Annotated in this window: 11 protein-coding genes and 1 pseudogene; 4 read left to right on the top strand and 8 right to left on the bottom strand. The window is 58.8% G+C overall.

What is annotated here, in order from left to right; all coding sequences use genetic code 11:
- Nucleotides 1-86: 86 nt before the first annotated feature.
- Nucleotides 87-335 (top strand): annotated as a pseudogene (locus SHM7688_RS19215) (DDE-type integrase/transposase/recombinase); the annotation flags it as partial.
- A 741-nt stretch (nt 336-1,076) separates the two neighbouring features.
- Here the strand turns inward: SHM7688_RS19215 and SHM7688_RS19210 are convergent.
- Nucleotides 1,077-3,359 carry an adenosylcobalamin-dependent ribonucleoside-diphosphate reductase gene (locus SHM7688_RS19210; protein ID WP_058241549.1) on the bottom strand — a complete coding sequence of 761 codons (2,283 nt, stop codon included), beginning with the start codon at nt 3,357-3,359 and terminating at the stop codon, nt 1,077-1,079.
- Nucleotides 3,360-3,519: 160 nt separating this feature from the next.
- Between SHM7688_RS19210 and SHM7688_RS19205 the strand changes: the two genes are divergently transcribed.
- Entirely contained in the window at nt 3,520-3,951 is a 432-nt protein-coding gene (locus SHM7688_RS19205; protein ID WP_058241548.1) for a DUF1489 family protein, read from the top strand.
- Between the two features lie 37 nt (nt 3,952-3,988).
- Here SHM7688_RS19205 and modC read toward each other — a convergent pair whose 3' ends face one another.
- The 5 genes from modC to SHM7688_RS19180 form a co-directional block, all read right to left on the bottom strand.
- Nucleotides 3,989-5,074 (bottom strand): molybdenum ABC transporter ATP-binding protein, encoded by a 1,086-nt coding sequence (gene modC, locus SHM7688_RS19200; RefSeq protein ID WP_058241547.1) that lies wholly within the window; start codon nt 5,072-5,074, stop codon nt 3,989-3,991.
- Nucleotides 5,071-5,763 carry a molybdate ABC transporter permease subunit gene (gene modB, locus SHM7688_RS19195; protein WP_144432646.1) on the bottom strand — a complete coding sequence of 231 codons (693 nt, stop codon included), beginning with the start codon at nt 5,761-5,763 and terminating at the stop codon, nt 5,071-5,073. The genes modC and modB overlap by 4 nt, the downstream gene beginning before the upstream one ends.
- A complete protein-coding gene (gene modA, locus SHM7688_RS19190) occupies nt 5,763-6,551 on the bottom strand; it encodes a molybdate ABC transporter substrate-binding protein (RefSeq protein ID WP_144432639.1) in 789 nt (262 codons plus the stop codon). The genes modB and modA overlap by 1 nt, the downstream gene beginning before the upstream one ends.
- 138 nt (nt 6,552-6,689) lie before the next feature.
- On the bottom strand, nt 6,690-8,375 hold the full coding sequence (locus tag SHM7688_RS19185) for a hypothetical protein (protein WP_058241545.1): 1,686 nt from the start codon (nt 8,373-8,375) through the stop codon (nt 6,690-6,692).
- Nucleotides 8,376-8,398: 23 nt separating this feature from the next.
- Nucleotides 8,399-10,087: a DUF3131 domain-containing protein gene (locus SHM7688_RS19180; protein WP_058241544.1), complete on the bottom strand. Its 1,689-nt coding sequence runs from the start codon at nt 10,085-10,087 to the stop codon at nt 8,399-8,401.
- A 176-nt stretch (nt 10,088-10,263) separates the two neighbouring features.
- On the opposite strand from SHM7688_RS19180, the gene SHM7688_RS19175 reads away from it, so the two are divergent.
- Together SHM7688_RS19175 and SHM7688_RS19170 are read left to right on the top strand one after the other, a co-directional pair.
- Nucleotides 10,264-12,300, top strand: coding sequence for an ATP-binding cassette domain-containing protein (locus SHM7688_RS19175; RefSeq protein WP_058241543.1), 2,037 nt, complete (start codon nt 10,264-10,266; stop codon nt 12,298-12,300).
- Nucleotides 12,281-13,489, top strand: coding sequence for an HlyD family secretion protein (locus tag SHM7688_RS19170; protein ID WP_058241542.1), 1,209 nt, complete (start codon nt 12,281-12,283; stop codon nt 13,487-13,489). Before SHM7688_RS19175 ends, SHM7688_RS19170 begins: the two co-directional genes overlap by 20 nt.
- Nucleotides 13,490-13,633: 144 nt before the next feature.
- On the opposite strand, the gene SHM7688_RS19165 is transcribed toward SHM7688_RS19170, so the two are convergent.
- On the bottom strand, nt 13,634-14,962 hold the full coding sequence (locus SHM7688_RS19165; RefSeq protein WP_083499121.1) for a DUF3131 domain-containing protein: 1,329 nt from the start codon (nt 14,960-14,962) through the stop codon (nt 13,634-13,636).
- On the bottom strand, nt 14,940-16,811 hold the full coding sequence (locus SHM7688_RS19160; RefSeq protein WP_083499120.1) for a glycosyltransferase family 2 protein: 1,872 nt from the start codon (nt 16,809-16,811) through the stop codon (nt 14,940-14,942). Before SHM7688_RS19160 ends, SHM7688_RS19165 begins: the two co-directional genes overlap by 23 nt.
- Nucleotides 16,812-16,844: the final 33 nt, after the last annotated feature.

Here is a 16,844-nt window from a genome sequence, read left to right as displayed (position 1 = left end):
CGCTCAGCAGGCCTTGACCGCAACCTAATCACAAGAAAGAAACAGGAACGGATTCTACATCCAAACGGCCCGGATCAAGGGGCTGGGTCAATGATCACACGCGGGAGAACCTGGCGCTGGTGGCCGATACATCGCTGTCGGGCTTGCGGGTCACCCGGGAACTGGACCGGTTGATTGCAGAGCGGGGCGTGCCGTGCACGATCGTGTCTGACAATGGAACCGAGTTCACCAGTATGGCTGTTCTAAGATGGGTGCAGGAAACCAGCATCGACTGGCACTACATCGCGCCAGGAAAACCAACCCAGAACGCATTCATCGAGCGCTTCAACGGAAAGGCTGACATGGGCGAGAGGGCGAATCTTGTCTTTCTCTCCGGGAAGAGGTCGCCAAAGCCCTGTGGAGTCGACGTGCCAACTTTGGCTTTTTGGAGCAGGAACAAGCTTAAGGGGTGACGTTTCATATCTGCCACCTTTCAGTTGATCCGATAGACGGGCAATGAAGTTCGGCAGATCTGCTGCTGCGCGATCGAGTTCCAAGGTGTCAGAGAACCAATTGTGATAACGGATCTGGGCTGCTGACTTCTTCCATGCTTGCACAAGCACGTATTCTTCGCTCAGGAGGTTTAGCGATGGAAATAGTCGCTGATCTTATGCTCCATTGAAAAAAGTGAACCAAATTCAGGACCTTCTAAATAGAATGCCTCGGATCAATCAGTAGTTGTACTTTGTGGGTGAAGCAATATGAGTGCCGCATTCAAAGCCGGGTGAAGCTTTGCAGTTAACCTTTGTCACCTGAGAATTTGACCGTTCTCCAGAGCGGCATTCTGACAAAATTGACGGGTACACTGTGAGGAACTACATGCCTGGTACAAGGCTCACTACAAAAACGAAGCCAGAGTGTGCTCGAGCTACCAAATCTACACAAGCTTCTCTGACAGTACCTCATAAAGAGAACGAAAATGCCACCGCCCCTTGAAAGCGGTAGCAAACCATTGGTGGTCAGAATTGCGATTTGAACTGCTCAAATTGCAGACTGATGCGAGCTTTCACAACACCACACAAAAGGCGTCGCAAACGTCATCCGCACTTGGAATACCCACAACTCGGGCAGGTCATACAGCCTTCAACCATCTGCAGGCCAAACTCCCCGCAACTGGGGCAGGCCTTGCCACGCGGCGCTTCGCCCACGGCCATCACCTCGGCCTTTGGGTCGGATTTCAATCCCATACCCTCGCCTTCAATGAAGCCAATCGCAATCATATGGCGCTCCAATACGCCGCCGATGGCCGCCAAGATGGAAGGGATGTACTTACCCTCCATCCAAGCCCCGCCACGAGGATCAAACACCGCTTTCAGCTCTTCCACCACAAAGGACACATCGCCCCCGCGCCGGAAAACAGCGGAAATCATCCGTGTCAGCGCCAGCGTCCACGCGTAATGTTCCATATTCTTGGAGTTGATGAACACTTCAAATGGACGACGGTGTCCATTGATCACCACATCATTCACCGTCAGATAAATCGCATGCTCGCTGTCAGGCCATTTGAGCTTGTATGTGGCCCCTTCAAGGCTCTGCGGGCGCTGTAGAGGTTCCGACATGTAAATCACCTCGGCCGCATCGTCGCCTCCCCGCACCTGCTCTGGCGCTTCCGCCGGAGGTTTCTCATCTGCAACACTGAGCACGGAACCGGTCACATCATTGGGCCGATAGGTTGTGCACCCTTTACAACCACTGTCCCAGGCCTGCATGTAGACATCCTTGAACGCATCAAAGCTGATGTCTTCGGGGCAGTTGATCGTCTTGGAAATAGAGCTGTCGATCCATTTCTGCGCCGCCGCCTGCATGCGCACATGGGCTGCGGGTTCAAGCGTCTGCGCATTCACAAAATACTCTGGCAGCGTCTTGTCACCAAACTTATCCCGCCACAGCTGCACGGCATAATCCACCACCTCTTCTTCGGTGCGGGAGCCGTCCTTCTGCAAAACCTTGCGCGTATAGGCATAGGCAAACACCGGCTCGATGCCAGAGCTGACATTGCCCGCATACAGGCTGATGGTGCCTGTGGGGGCAATGGAGGTCAGCAAAGCATTGCGGATGCCATGTTCCGCAATCGCTTCTTTCACGTCTTCATCCAGATCCTGAACCATGCCCCCCGCAAGGTATTTTTCCTTGTCAAAGAGCGGGAAAGCCCCTTTCTCCTCGGCCAAATCCACTGACGCCAGATAGGCGGCGCGGGCGATCGCTTTCATCCAGGCTTCGGTCTGACGCGCCGCTTCCTCGGTGCCGTATTTCAGGCCAAGCATCAACAAAGCATCCGCAAGCCCCGTCACACCAAGACCAATACGGCGCTTGGCTTGGGCTTCCTGCGCCTGCTGCTCCAGCGGAAACTTGGAGGCATCCACCACATTGTCCATCATACGCACAGCGGTCGCCACCAACTCGGTCAACGCCGCCTCATTGAGCTCCGCATTCGTCTCAAACGGATCTCTCACCAGACGGGCCAGATTGATCGATCCCAGAAGGCAGGCACCATAAGGTGGCAAGGGCTGTTCGCCACAGGGATTGGTGGCCGCGATCTCTTCCACATAGCTCAGATTGTTGCGCTGGTTGATGCGATCAATGAAAATCACACCGGGCTCCGCATACTCATAGGTGCTCTGCATGATCTTGTTCCACAAGTCCCGCGCCTGCACCGTATGATACACGCGATCTTTAAACACGAGCTCCCATGGGCCATCTGCTTTCACGGCCTCCATAAAGGCATCCGTCACCAGCACGGACATATTGAACATCCGCAGACGTGCGGGATCGGATTTTGCGGTGATGAACGCTTCAATATCCGGGTGATCACAGCGCATGGTCGCCATCATCGCGCCGCGACGGCTGCCCGCGCTCATGATGGTGCGGCACATGGCGTCCCACACATCCATGAACGACAGCGGGCCAGAAGCATCCGCAGCAACCCCTTTCACATCTGCGCCACGTGGACGGATGGTGGAAAAATCATAGCCAATGCCCCCACCCTGCTGCATGGTCAGCGCCGCTTCCTTGAGCATGTCAAAAATGCCTGACATGCTGTCTGGCACCGTGCCCATCACAAAGCAGTTGAACAAAGTCACCTGACGCGCGGTGCCTGCACCGGCAGTGATGCGGCCGGCTGGCAGATATTTAAAGTCCTCCAGCGCAGCGTAAAATTTATCTTCCCATTGATCGGGGTCTTTCTCCACGCGTGCCAGATCGCGCGCAATCCGCCGCCAACTGTCCTCCACCGATAAATCAATCGGTGTGCCATCCGCCTCCTTGAAACGATACTTCATATCCCAGATTTGTTCTGCAATTGGGGCGGCGAAACGACTCATCGCTGGCTTCCTTGATTGACTTGATGTGTGTTGGAGGTGGTGTAAGATAATATAAACACCACAAAGCCATAGGCACAACAGGCAAACACACTATTTAGGGGTTGAGCACAAACTCAACACCATATACGGTGTGATTATCGCATAAAACTGTGGAAAAACTGTGGGTAAAACCGTCCATCTCGTCAAACTCTCCGTCGGAACAGAAAGCCCGGAAACACTCGCCGCCTGGCAAGAAGCCAACTTGGCGCGCTTCCCAGATGGCCTGCCCCGCCACGTGACCCGCATGTGGCCCAAACGGGAAGCTGAAATCCTGAACGGCGGCTCGATCTACTGGGTCATAAAAGGGGCCATTCAGTGCCGACAGCCCATCTTACGTCTGGATGAGGTCTTTGGATCAGATGGCGTACGCCGCTGCGCAATTGTGCTCAAGCCGCAGATCTACCTCACGCAGGCCGCTCTCAAACGCCCGTTTCAGGGATGGCGGTACCTGAAGCCAGAAGATGCGCCCGCAGATCTGCCCGAAGGACGGGCCAGCGATGATGTTCTCCCCGAAGAGCTCAACCGCGCCTTGGCAGAAATCGGCGTGTTGTGAGACACCCGCAATACCTCTCACAGTCACACACTGCGCCTTATCCCGCGCCAATATCCTGCGGGGCCACGGACACGGATTTGATCACCGCATAACAACAGGTGCCCTCCACAAGCCCAAGCGCTGTGGCAGAGCGTCGGGTGACGCGCGCCAATATGCGTCCCGCCGCTGTCTCAAGCGCCACAATCGCCCCCGGCCCGCCCCCAGACCGCACAGAGCACACCTGCCCTGCCACAATATTGAGCGCCGACAAACCTGTGGGGACCTCGCGTGACAGGATCACATCCTGCGCCGCAACCCGCACACGCACCGGCTTTCCAACATCCTGTGCCAGCTTTGGCAACAACAGCGCCACCCCATTGGCGTTAAGCTCCGTCAGCCCGTCTGCGTGATGGCACGCCACCTTGGCATCAAGCACCGCGCCAACCTCTCGCGGCCCCAGAGGCGTGAAGCTTGGATCAGACAGTAGATCTGCTGCCGCGCCCACGCGCTCCACCTTCCCGTTTTTGAGCGCCACAACCGTTGTCGCAAGACGCGCCACTTCCGCCATGGAGTGGGTCACATACAGAATGGGCAGGGAAAACTCATCTCTCAACCGTTCAAAATACGGCAGGATTTCCGACTTGCGCGGCGCATCCAACGCGGCCAACGGTTCATCCGCAAGGATCAGACGCGGCCGCGCCAACAGAGCCCGAGCAATGGCCACGCGCTGCTTCTCTCCGCCAGAAAGATCTGCCGGACGACGGGCCAGCACAGTACCAATCCCCAAGAGGTCCACAACCTGATCAAAGCTGGCAATCTCAGGCCGCCCCCGCGCCATTCTATGACCGTAAAGCAAATTCTGCCGCACCGTCATATGTGGAAACAAACGGCCTTCCTGAAACACATAGCCAAGCGCGCGCTTATGGGCCGGCACCCAAAGCTCCGCAGCCGTGTCGCTCAAGACTTGCCCATCCACCTCAATACGCCCCTGACACGCCCGGTTGAGACCAGCCACCGCATTGATCACGCTGGTTTTGCCTGATCCCGAACGCCCAAACAATACCGTCAGCCCTTTAGGCACATCAAAAGCGACATCGAGATCAAACCCGGAATACTGCTGCTGAATGTGTACTGATATGCTCATGCCTGCCCCACTCGGGCGGCAATGCGCCGCGCCAGAACTTCAGACAGCACCAGCGCCCCTGCCGCGATGACAATGCTCACCACAACAAGACGCATCGCTGCGGCCTCACCACCCGGCACCTGCAAGAACGCATAGATCGCACTGGGCAACGTGCGGGTCTGCCCTGGAATGTTGCTCACAAAGGTGATTGTGGCCCCAAATTCCCCCATCGCCTTGGCAAAGGCCAGCACCAATCCTGCCAAAAGCCCCGGCAGCATTAGAGGCAGGGTGATGGTGGCAAACACCCGCAACCGTGAGGCTCCCAGCGTGGCGGCAGCCTCTTCAAGTTTCGGGTCAATCGCCTCAATCGACAGGCGAATGGCCCGCACCAACAGCGGAAAGGCCATCACCGCCGCCGCCAGGGCCGCCCCGGTCCAGCGAAAGGCAAACACAAGACCAACCTCTTTCAGAGCCGCGCCAATCATGCCCTGCGTACCAAAGGTCACCAACAGCAGATAACCGGTCGCCACCGGCGGCAGTACCAGAGGCAGATGCACCAGCACATTGAGCACCTGCTTGCCCGGAAACTCCAGCCGCGCCAGCACAAAGGCCACCAAAATGCCGGGTAGCGCGGCGCCGATCATGGCCCAAAAGGCCACTTTCAAGGACAAGAGCACAACCGCCCATTCCTCAGGCCCCAACCAGCCGATCATGGCGCGCGCCTCAAAAGGCGAAACCCATGCTGCGCAAAAGCCGCCTGTGTCGCCTCTCCCTCCCAAAAGGTCATAAAGGCCCGTACTTCCGGCCGATCCTGCCCCTGCACAATGGCAGCGGGGTAAACTATGTCATCATGCAGCTCCTCAGGAAAAACTGCGGCAATCTGCACACGGCCCTCAGCGGCGGCATCCGTCACATAAACCACCCCGGCGCGCACCTCTCCCAATGCCACAAGCGCCAGCGCCGCACGCACATTGTCCACCTGCGCCACCTGCGGTGCCAGCTCTGGCCACAGACCCAGCGCCTCAAAAGCTTGCCGCCCATAGATCCCGGCAGGCACAGCCTCCACCAGCGCCATCGCCATGCGCCCATCGCCCAGAAATTCCGCAAGGTCCTGCGCAGGAAAATCTGCCGCCGACACATCTTGGTCCGCAGGCATCACAAGCGCCAAACGGTTGCCAAACAGCGTTTTTTCGCTCTCCGCTAGCAGCGCCCCCTGCGCAATCAGATGCTCCATCCATGCGACATTGGCCGACACAAACACATCCGCAGGCGCACCATATGTGATTTGGCGTGCCAATGTTGAGGATCCGGCAAAAGACAGGACAACATCATGCCCTGTCTGCGCTTCAAACTGCGCGGCGGCCGCTTCCAGCGGCTCTTTCAAGCTCGCGGCAGCAAAAACCGTCACCTGCCCCGATAACACGCAGGACGGTAGCACAGCCAAACAACCTGCCCAAAATGCAGATCCCATCTGGATAAACCGCTGTGCAAATCTCATGGAATGCTCTGGCAACCTCAAGTCTTTTCACAGGGATACCGAAAGCCCCCATAAGTGTGCAAGCGCTTTGGCGGCGCTGACGGGGTTGTGACGCGGGCGCGTGATACGCCTGCAAGGCTTGGCAAATGCGCACTGCGATCAAGGCGACACCTGCGTCTTTGAGGCCTGTCGAGCCATTTCCTGCAACTGCGGTAAGGCCGCTGATTTAAAATATTGCGACAACAGCACGTAGTCCTCTACCCGCACCGCGCTCTCCGCGTCGTTTTGCTGCGGTGCGCCCTGCACTTGCAAATCATTTTCCAGCTCGGCCAGAATCTGATCCACCAATGTGCTTTGATACATCACCCCTGCTGCGGTTTGTGTTGGCGCGCTCGCCCCCAATTGAGCTTGCGCGCGCGCAGGTGTCGCCCCAAACGGCGCAGGCGTCAAAGTTTCAGGGCGCAGCTTCGCCTCCTGTTCGGCCCGCAGGGCAAGCTTTTGTGCCGCCTCTTGCGACATACCATAGCGTTGCATCAGGAAAGGCACCGTCTCCGCCTGCGCCATACGGACCGCCCCTTCAGTTGTGGCAACCAACGGCTCGGGCACGGCGAAGCCCTCGGCCACGCCCTGCGCGGCTCCCTCGCTCGGCCACCCCATCGGTAAAGCTGCCTGCGGACTCTGCGACGCGCCACCACTTACGACAGACGGCGCGGCCATCGGTGCACGCAGGTTTTCAATCTGGGTCTGCATTGCGGCAATAGCGGCACTCAACTGCGCCAGCGTTGCAGTGTTCTCCGCCTCACCTACAGACCAGGCAGAAGGCCGCGCCATGGTGCCCATCGGCGCGCGCGTGCCCTCCTGAGAACGCTCAAAATCGTCTGTGCTGCTCTGAAGGCCCTGCTGCAATATGATGTGCTTGAGCGTTTCGATTTCTGCGCGCAGAGCCTCGGCTTGACCAAGCTCTGTGGGCGTTCCCATCGGCCCCGCATGCGCGGTGGCGGGCACTGGCGGCAAGGCCACTGGTGCCGCAACAGGCGCAGGCTCAACTGCAGCACCGGTAACAATCGGCGCCGCGGTGGTGGCCGGGGCCCGCGCCACGGGGGCACCCGCAAGATTGGACAGATATTCGGGTGCCAGCACCTGCGGCTGCGGCATCGGGGAGTTCCAACTGGCGGCTTGAGTCATGGTATTGGCCGCCCCGGCCCCTTCGGCATTGGGCACCGGCCACCCTCTCGGTAAAACAGAATAGTCCTGCCGCGCAGCAATCCAGCGCAGATAGGCAGTGACCGCGGAAAATCCCTTGAGCGATACGCGCCCGACTTCGGCCCCGCCACGCCGGGTGACCAGATCGCCCCCAGCCCCCAAAAGCAGCTCCAGCTGCACATCAAGAGGCTGCAAAATGCGCTCTGGCACCTGTATCTCGGACACACCTTCCATCACGTAAAACGTATCCCCCGCCAGCGCATCTTCCAGCTTCAGCTGCAACTGCCCGCGTTCGGTCAGGAAAACTTCGATGCCGCTCTTGCGGGCGGCGCAGGCATAGGTGCGTGGACGGCAAATCACCTCAAACACATCTGTGTCCAGACGTGGCGTTGGCGCAAAACGGGCATAGCCATCCGGATCAAACCGAAAATACACCCCCTCCACCAGACCTTCCTGAAAACTGGGCCAGCCAAAAGAACCGCGCAGTGCCTGTCGCGCCTCACGCGCGCCAATGGCAAAGGGAATCGAGGTGTCCAAAATGGCATTTTCAGAGGCAAAGGCCTCTGGCCCGCCCCCCGTGGCATCCGGTGCCTGCCCGCCCGCAGGCAGCGCCCAGACCAACAGGAAGCCCATCAAAGTCATTCGCACGTGCTTGGGATATCTCATCAGAAATCAGCCTTCTCTTGTACGGAGTGACGCAGCGCCGGCAGCCAGTCCTCTTTTTGCGGTGGGTCGGGGTAATTGCGCAGCAGACGAATGTCCTGATCGCGAAAGGCGGTGTACCAGACTTCGGTGTCGCCAATGTAAGGCGTCAGGATGGTGCCCTGCACCTTATGCAGTAGGGCAGTTAGAATAATGCCGTTGTTGTTGGCGGTGAAAATCTCAACCCGGCCCTGCCCGCGCTCATAAAGCCCTTCAAACATGCCATTTTCAGGATCATAAAGCTCAATCATCGCCTCATAGAGCACATCGGTATAGTCCGTGTCCCACAGCGCCCAAAGGCCCAGCGCCGCCTTGCCGGAGACTGCCGCATGGTCGGGCACATAGTCCCCCCGTGGCGTGACCGTATTCCAGGGGTAGCCGTCTGAGAAAATCGTATCATAAGTGAAATAGGGCGGCCCCTTCACATTGTGCTCTGAGCGCGCGGTCATAAAACCCGTCTGACGCCAGCGGTTCTCCTGCACCTGATAGATCCGGTCCGCAAATTCCGCACGCCAGCCATCGGTGTGCACCCAGGCCGGGCTGCTGTCATCATGGGGCATGTCAAAGCCAAGCTCGAGCCCATCTTGAAGGTAGCTTTCCGTGACCACGTAGTTCTGAGAGTGAAACACCCGCGGGTCACGCCCATCATAGGGCACTTGCACCCCATAGATTGACGCCGTCAGAAACGGTTCTGCACGATGGGCCAGACGCGGCTGAAACCCCCAGAGCGCAAAGCCCTTTGCGGCATATTCCTCATAGCCTAGGCGCCCTTCCTGTGCATAAACGGTCTCGTCTGTTTCGGAATCCACATAGGCTCCAAACATCAACCCTTCTGCATCCAGCACATTGCGGAAATCCCACTTCAACAGAACAGAGTCGATGGTGTTGGCGAGATAAGGATAGCGGTTCTTGCAGATCCGCATCCAGACCAGAAACCGGCCAATATCCAGCGCAGAAAACCCAATCTCTCCGGGCTTGTTGGTGTAATCCACCTTGGCGCCGGTCTGGGTGTGATACACTTTGTTGGGCAGCTCTTTGCGAAACAACTCCAACCCTTTGATGGTCGTCAAAAGCTGTGTAATGCGCCGGTCAAACTCCGGCTTTTCAATCAGGCACAATTCATAAGCGGCGACCAATCCAGCGATATAAGACGCTGTATCCCAAAGCGTGGTTGATGGATAATTACCTACCGAATTGGCAAGGCCGGTATTGGGCTGCGTATAGGTCTCAAAATAATGCCAGGCCACCCGCGCCGCCCGCAATTCCCGTTCATGTAAAAATCCCCGTCTGGCGCGATACTTCCGAATATACCCATTGTATTTATCATAGCCATGGGCCGCCCCCTGCGCGCGCGGCAATATCTCAAAAAAATCCTCCGGCATGTCACACATGCGCGGGGGTTTCACATGCCGCTCTTCCCCAAATACCATGCTGGTTGTCACGCTGGGCAGATTGCCACGCATCAAGGCAGGAATGTCATCCAGCGCGCCGCCCGCGATGATCGGGATGATCTCTTCTTCCTGTGCGAGAAAAATCTTACGCGCCGAAATCCCCACGCCATAGCTCGCCCCCCCAAGCGATAGCGCCGCCATGCAGAACACGACAATCCCCCACCACGGAGACCGTTTGCGCAATCCATCATCACTCTTCATAAAACACACTCCAAACGGAACACATTTATGAAAATCCAAATACGTTAAAAAAATACAACCAACACAAAATATCCGAAAAACAAAATAAGAACAAAAAGATAAGAAATAATTGAAGATCAAGTAATTGTTAACTCGCGGATCGTATATTTGATAATGTGTTTTGAGGTGTTTTGGTTATGTCTGATGTGTCGTCCCAACCGGGTGCTGGCCAGCCTGTGTCGTCCGGTTTGAAGGCCACCCGCGCAACATCGCGTGCAACGTCCACTGCTGCGCAATCCGCGGAAAAATCTGCCACAGTGATGGCCACGACCTACCGGGATCGCGCTACGCCAGCCTGGGCGGCGTTTATCTCGGTGCTGTTTTCCATGGGCGCTGGTGTCTGCCTGTTGGCAACCGCTGTTTTTATTGTGTTTTTCTATGATCAAGTGGCCCTAAATCAGCAGAGCATCCTGGCCCCCCTGCTTTTTGCGGGCGCGCTTGTGCCAATCATCGGCATTCTGATTTTTGATGTTGGCCATGCGCGTGCCCTCGCCGGGTATCGCTACATGCGATTGCGCCATGCCGCTTTCGGGCGCGCGGTGGTGGGGGTTCTGGCTGGAACGGTGCTGGCCATGCTGGATCTACGGCTCGCCATCCCCTTTGTGCTGGGCGGGGCACTGGCTTGGGGGCTGAGCCGGCTGGCGGATCGCGGCCTGCCCGGGGAGCCGCTTTGGGCCTTTGTGCCACAAGAGGCTATCTCCTTTCTATCCGGCCGCGATCAGCGTGCAGTGGATATGGCCAACGCTGCGCGCGGCGAAAGCCCGCTGTTCACCGCACTATGCCGCGCCCTGGGCCTTAGCACACTGATCGGGGCACTGGCTCTGGCAAGCTGGCTGACGGCACAGGATGTGCTGGATCTTTCCGCTGTGGCCACTGCCGCACTGATCACCGCCTGGTCTGTGCAGGCTTTCATCGCCTTCTTCCGCCAAAATACGCGGCACGATCCGGAAAACACGCATCGCGCCGCTGAGGTGATCGCACTGCCCGCCCCCTATGTATCCGAGGACGCAGAGACGGACACCGCCCTGATTGTCAGTCATCTATCGGTGCGCGCCCCAGATGGCCGCCTCTTGCTGACGGATGTCTCTTTTCAGGCCGAGCCCGGTGCCATTATCGGCATCTGCGGAGACAGTTTTTCCGCAAAATCCCTACTGATGCGGGCCCTGCATGCCCCCCATGACATGACAAGGTTGTCTGTGCGCGGCCATGTGGCACTGCATGGCACTCCCCTGTGGGAGCGGCACGCGCATGAGCGCCAGCTGAGCAGCGTCTTTGTGCCACCAGAGCCCCTATCCGTACCCGGTGGCGGCGCGAATAATCTCACATGCTTTGCAGACGAGGCGCAGGTGACGCGCGCACGACGCGTGCTGCAATCCCTTGTGTTTACTGCAGATACCGTCAATCGCATCGAAACCACGACGGATGTCACCCATCTGTCGCGCACAGAGCAAAAGGCACTGTCACTGGCCCGTGCCCTCACGCTGCGGCCACAGCTTTACCTCTTTGACCGTCCCGAAGATGGCGCCAATGAAACTCTGATGACGGCCCTGAGCGATCGTATCCGGGCCGAATCCCGCCTCGGCCACATCAGCCTGATCATCACCGAAAACCGGCGTCTGCTTGAGGCCTGTGATCACCTTCTGATGATGCAGAATGGCCGCGTCATCGAATTTGCCCCAACCGCCGAAATCCGCGCCCGGCAATCTTCCGGCTGGAACCGCTTTGTCTGCCCCCGCGATCTGGATCAGGAGGAGGCTCTCGATGGTTGGATCTGCAGCCAATTCCGCCGCGACGGAGATGAGGCCAACCGCCGCGCGGTCTGTATGGTGGCCAATGAAATGCTCAGTGTCGCCTGTCAAACTGCCCCGGGCCCAGAATATGCCGCAGATCAATTGTCCTTTGAGTTCAAACACTTCGCGGGCCACTGCCAATTGAAGATGATTGACACCCGCCTCGCCCTGTCCAGTGGTGCAATGCAAAAGGCGCGCGCGGCGGCACAAACATCTGTGGAAGGGGAACGGCTCTCTCCTCTCGCCAAAATCACGCGGGATTGTCTAGAGGTAGAGACCGGGGCCTCACAGGGTGACGGCCATCTTCTGGTCACCATCAAAACCTATGACCCACGCCTGTTGAATGCGCGCAAGGTGGATAGCGATGCAACACCCCAAGCTTGATATGCGCGCCCCCCGCTTCATAACGTTGCGCCCTTTGGTCTGGCTGATCTGGGCTCTGCTGATCTGCGCCCTTCTCGCACTCAGCGCCTGGGCCTTCGCCCGCCACATCCCGGTGATCCAGAGTCAGCATCACATCGGCCAGTTTGAAAGCACCGCACAAGTCAGCCCGGTTGTATTGCCTGCGGGGGTCTCCCTGACCGCCATGATGGTCGCGGAGGGGGCGGAGGTAACACAGGGGCAGAAGCTTGCCCGCTTTGATCAGCCCCGCCTGCGCGCCGCCATCGCCGAAACCGAAGCCGAACTGGGCCGCAACACGCGCCACCGTGCCTGTCTTCTGATGGGTGAGGACACCCTTATATCCCCGCCAGAGTCGCCCCCAACGCCTCCTCTCGAAGACCTACGCACAGAGGCGTTGCAGGCCGAATGTCTCCACCTACACCGCCGCCATCGCCTGAAGCAGGAGCGGCTGATGCATCGGCGCGACAGCCTGCGTCGGCAAAGCGCTCTAGCCGTAGAGGAGCTTCTGATGCGCGCCAAGGCCACGCAGGACCCGGTGCGCCAAATCCTGAAGCTGCGCGCCGCGCTGGAGCGCGAAACGCTGGAAAACCTGATCCGCGATCTCGAATTTGCCCTGGCATCGCTCCAGGAGGATCATCACGAAATCATCTTGCAGGAGGTGCAGCAGTTGGAAAGCCGCGCCGACCTTCTCGAACAACGCCTGCAAACCCTGACCTCTCAGAATGAAACTCCCTGGCTGCGCGCGCCACAGAACGGTCAACTGGTCCGCCTGCGTGATCTGACCGGCTCAGAGCCCCGTGACATAGACCTGGTGCTGGCACAGGTGTTGCAAAGTGACGAAACCCGCTATGAGGCCTATGTGGATCTGCCCCGCGCGCAGGCGGAGCTTTTGCCCATTGGCACAACACTCTCCATGCAGCTTGCGGGCCTCCCCCCGGCACAGCGTCAACTTGAAGGCCAGGTGATTGACCGCTCAGAAGCCACAGCTCAAACACCCGGAAGCATGCGCCTCACTCTGCGTTTTGCCACAACCGAGTTGCCCCCCATGACACAGGAGGCACTGGCCAGCTTGCCGGCCGGCACACGCTCCACCCTGACGGTGGCACTCCCCCCCCAACGCCTGTCTGACATCCTCAGCACCGTGGCCACCCCCATTTTTACCGCTTTCTGAAGAGATACTCTGGCGTTCACCCCCTGCGCAAAACCGCGCAGCTCTTAAGAACAAAAAAGGGCGCAGAAACCGCGCCCTTTCTTTGTCTCACATCTCTCTGTGTTTCACATCTCTCTGTGCGGCTATCACGCCGCTCTGCAACACCTATTGCAGCAACGGGCCTCGATGTTTGTAGTGCAGCGCTTCCAGCACAACCGCATTGGTGTTCAGCGTCAGAGCTGCATTGATCCGCCCATCCACCTCATAGCGCCCCACCAACCAGCCCTCAGGCGTGGCCAGATCCCGCAACGCCGCCCGCAATTTTTGCGTGTATGCACTGCCATAGAGCGCATCCCAGCCCACCGCCGCCTTCAGACTGATGCTGCGCAACTGTGGATAATGTGCGCCCGCCTCACTCAAAACCGCCCAGTCGCGGCCATTGCCAAACACCGTGCCATAGAGAAAATGAGGGGCCTGATCGATGTGGTCTTCGCTCACGCTGGTCAACTGTCCGGTGGCCAGAAACCGGGCCTCCTGTGCCTGATAGAGCCGCCCAGCCAAGACCGCCGCCTCCGCAGTCAGCCCCATCTCAAACGCCTGCATCAGATAGGGGTCACTGGCCACCGGAGTGATCGCGCCAAAGCTGCGGGCGCGCCGCCGATCAGTGCCCACTTGCACGCCCTGAATCTCCTGCCAGGCCAAAATCGGGCGTGCCGTGCTGGCATACAGCGAATCCAGCCCCCACAAGGCAGCCGCACGTGCAGCATATTGCTCATAGCCAATCCGGCCTTCCTGCAAATACTCCGTCTCTCCCGCGTGGCGTGTCGCCCCCCAAAGCTGCCCCTCCGCTGTCATCGCCCCAAGATCCCAGCTCGCCAGAAGCTGGCGCACAGGTGGTCCAAACTGCGGCGCGCGCATTTCCAGCGCACGTAAGGCCATCAACAAACGGGCCACATCCAGCGCAGACCAACCGATGCCCTCAGGCACAGGGGTGTTTTCGTAATCCACCATGGCCAGACTGCGCGTGTCATAGGCTTTGTTGGGCAAGCGTCCCTCAAAAAGCGGCAGGCGCTCAAGCCCCGCCAGCAGGGCAGCGCTGCGCGTCTCAAAGGTTTTACTCGTGATCAAACCAAGCCCTTCGGCAGCCACCAAAGCCATCAGATAAGAGCCCTGATCCCATAGGGTCGCGCTGGCATAGCGTGAGACAGCATCCACAAAGCCGGTCTCAGCGCGATAATGCGCCTCAAAATAGGCCCAGGCCACGCGCGCATCCTGCCAATCCTGCGCAGTCAGCCCACGGGCGGGCTGTGGCACAGGCATCTGCGCCGCCTGGCCACTGTCCGGAAAGGCCCCCAGCCGGGTCTGGCGCATCACATGCCCCCAGTCATCAGCGCCCACCGCCACACCAGCGGTGGCAAGAACCCCAATCATAAAGGCCACACTCACACGGTTACGATGGCGTGGAGCATGCCTAAATCGACGATCGACAGGCATGAAACACCTCCTTCTCAGCTAGCATAGATCTGGGCGTAAAGGACACCTCAGCGTCTATGTCGTCCGCATCCGGCGACAGCACAGCGCCTTGAAACAACGCTGCCAGCGGCAGGCGTGCGACCAAAATCATATTGCACATCAGCCAGAACAGGTTGATCACCAGCAACGGTGGGCTGAACCCCGGATCCCCACTCCACGTGCGCCAGATCCCTATCGCCACTGCAGCGCTCATTGCCGCTATAACCAGCAGATGTGGCACAACGTGGCGACGTCCTGCGCCGCTCATGGGCAATTTGGGCGTCGGCGCAAATCCCGGCCGTTGCCCGCGCAGAACACAGTAAAGCGCACGCATATGCACCGGCAAAACCGCCACCGAAAGCACCCGTCCCGCGCCCAGCCCATGGCCCTTGCACCCCCAGATCATGGCCAATTCCCCCGCCAGAACTGCGGGCAAGAAATGCGCAAAAAAGTCAACTGTATAGGCCTTCACCGGAGTCACACCTGTGATCAATGACACCATCGGTGCCAACAACAGGATCGGCGCCCAAAGCAAACTGATGTAAGACCAGAAGGTCGCGCCATAGTGCAGCTTCTGCTGCCAGCTCAAGCCCCTGCGCCACAGCGGATTGTCCCGCACCGCGATGTCAAAACTGCCCCCGGCATATTTCAAGCGCTGCCCTGCCCAGGCCTCAAGGCTCATCGGCGACAGCATCCGCGATTCCACTTGCGGATGATAGACGCTGCGCCAGCCTGCCGTAGAATCCTCATGCAGCAAGATCGAAGTATAAAGATCTTCTGAGACATGAAATTTATAAGGTTCCAGCGGCACCGCCCTCAGCTGATCTTGCACAGTCAGCCCCGCAAGCGCGCGCGCCACCTCCAGCCTGCCTACCGCGCAGGCCTTACGTTTGAGCGCCGCGTCAAACACCGCCTCCCGCCGATGGATGGATCCCGCCCCACAACAGAACGCCGCCCCATTACGATTGCGCCGCCGCTGGATCACATCAAAGAACATCAACGGATCACTCATGAATGGATCGCTGCCGACATGAGACCGCCCCGTGATCCATGTCAGCGCCCCCCCTCCCCGGCGCGCCAGCGTGCCCTTCGGCGAAAGCCCCAGATGCCGAGCGAGCCACGCGGCCCAGGGCTGCCCTTCTGGCAGATCGTAAAACCAATGCGGCGTCTGAACCCAGGCCACTTGAGGGTCACAGAAATAGCCCAACGTATTGTGCAGAAACCGTGGAAACAACCGCGTGTCCGCATCACAGATCACCACAAAATCGCCGGATGTCTGCAACAACCCATTGCGCAGATTGCCCGCTTTGAAACCCTCATTTGTATCGCGCGCGAAATAGCCGATGTTTTCACGCGCCGCCAAATCTGCCATCTGGGCGCGGTTGCCATCATCCAGAAGCCAGATGCGCATGCCCACCCCCTCTGGCACCTGTACAGCTTTGGCCTCCTGCACCGAAGGCGCCACCACTTCTGGCGGCTCGTCATAGGTGGTGATGAAGACATCCACCGCAATGGGCCCCGCCGCCCCGTCCAATCCCGCCGCCTCACGCATCTTGGGGGGCGGCTGCTGGGGCGTGTCGCCTTCGTCCCAGATATCAAACGTAAACAGCAGTGCGCCAAGATAAAACAACGTCTCCGCCCCGGCCACCAATGCTGAAAACAACAGTGCATCAGGGTTCAAGGAGGTGGTCCAGCGCCAATGGAGATACAGCGCGCCGCTGGCAGCACTGACCCCGGCCAATCCATGCCACAGGCGTCTTTGCACAGGCGTCATAGGGGAATTGAACCGGGGCCTCCGGCTCTCAAAGGCCTTGAAGTAGGGCGTTTTCATGGACTGAAACTTTCTCAACGGTGTCAGACAACG

The organism is Shimia marina, assembly GCF_001458175.1.
GTDB lineage: Bacteria > Pseudomonadota > Alphaproteobacteria > Rhodobacterales > Rhodobacteraceae > Shimia > Shimia marina.
Note: the sequence above shows the minus strand (reverse complement) of the source record. Positions and strands in the feature narration are given on the sequence as shown.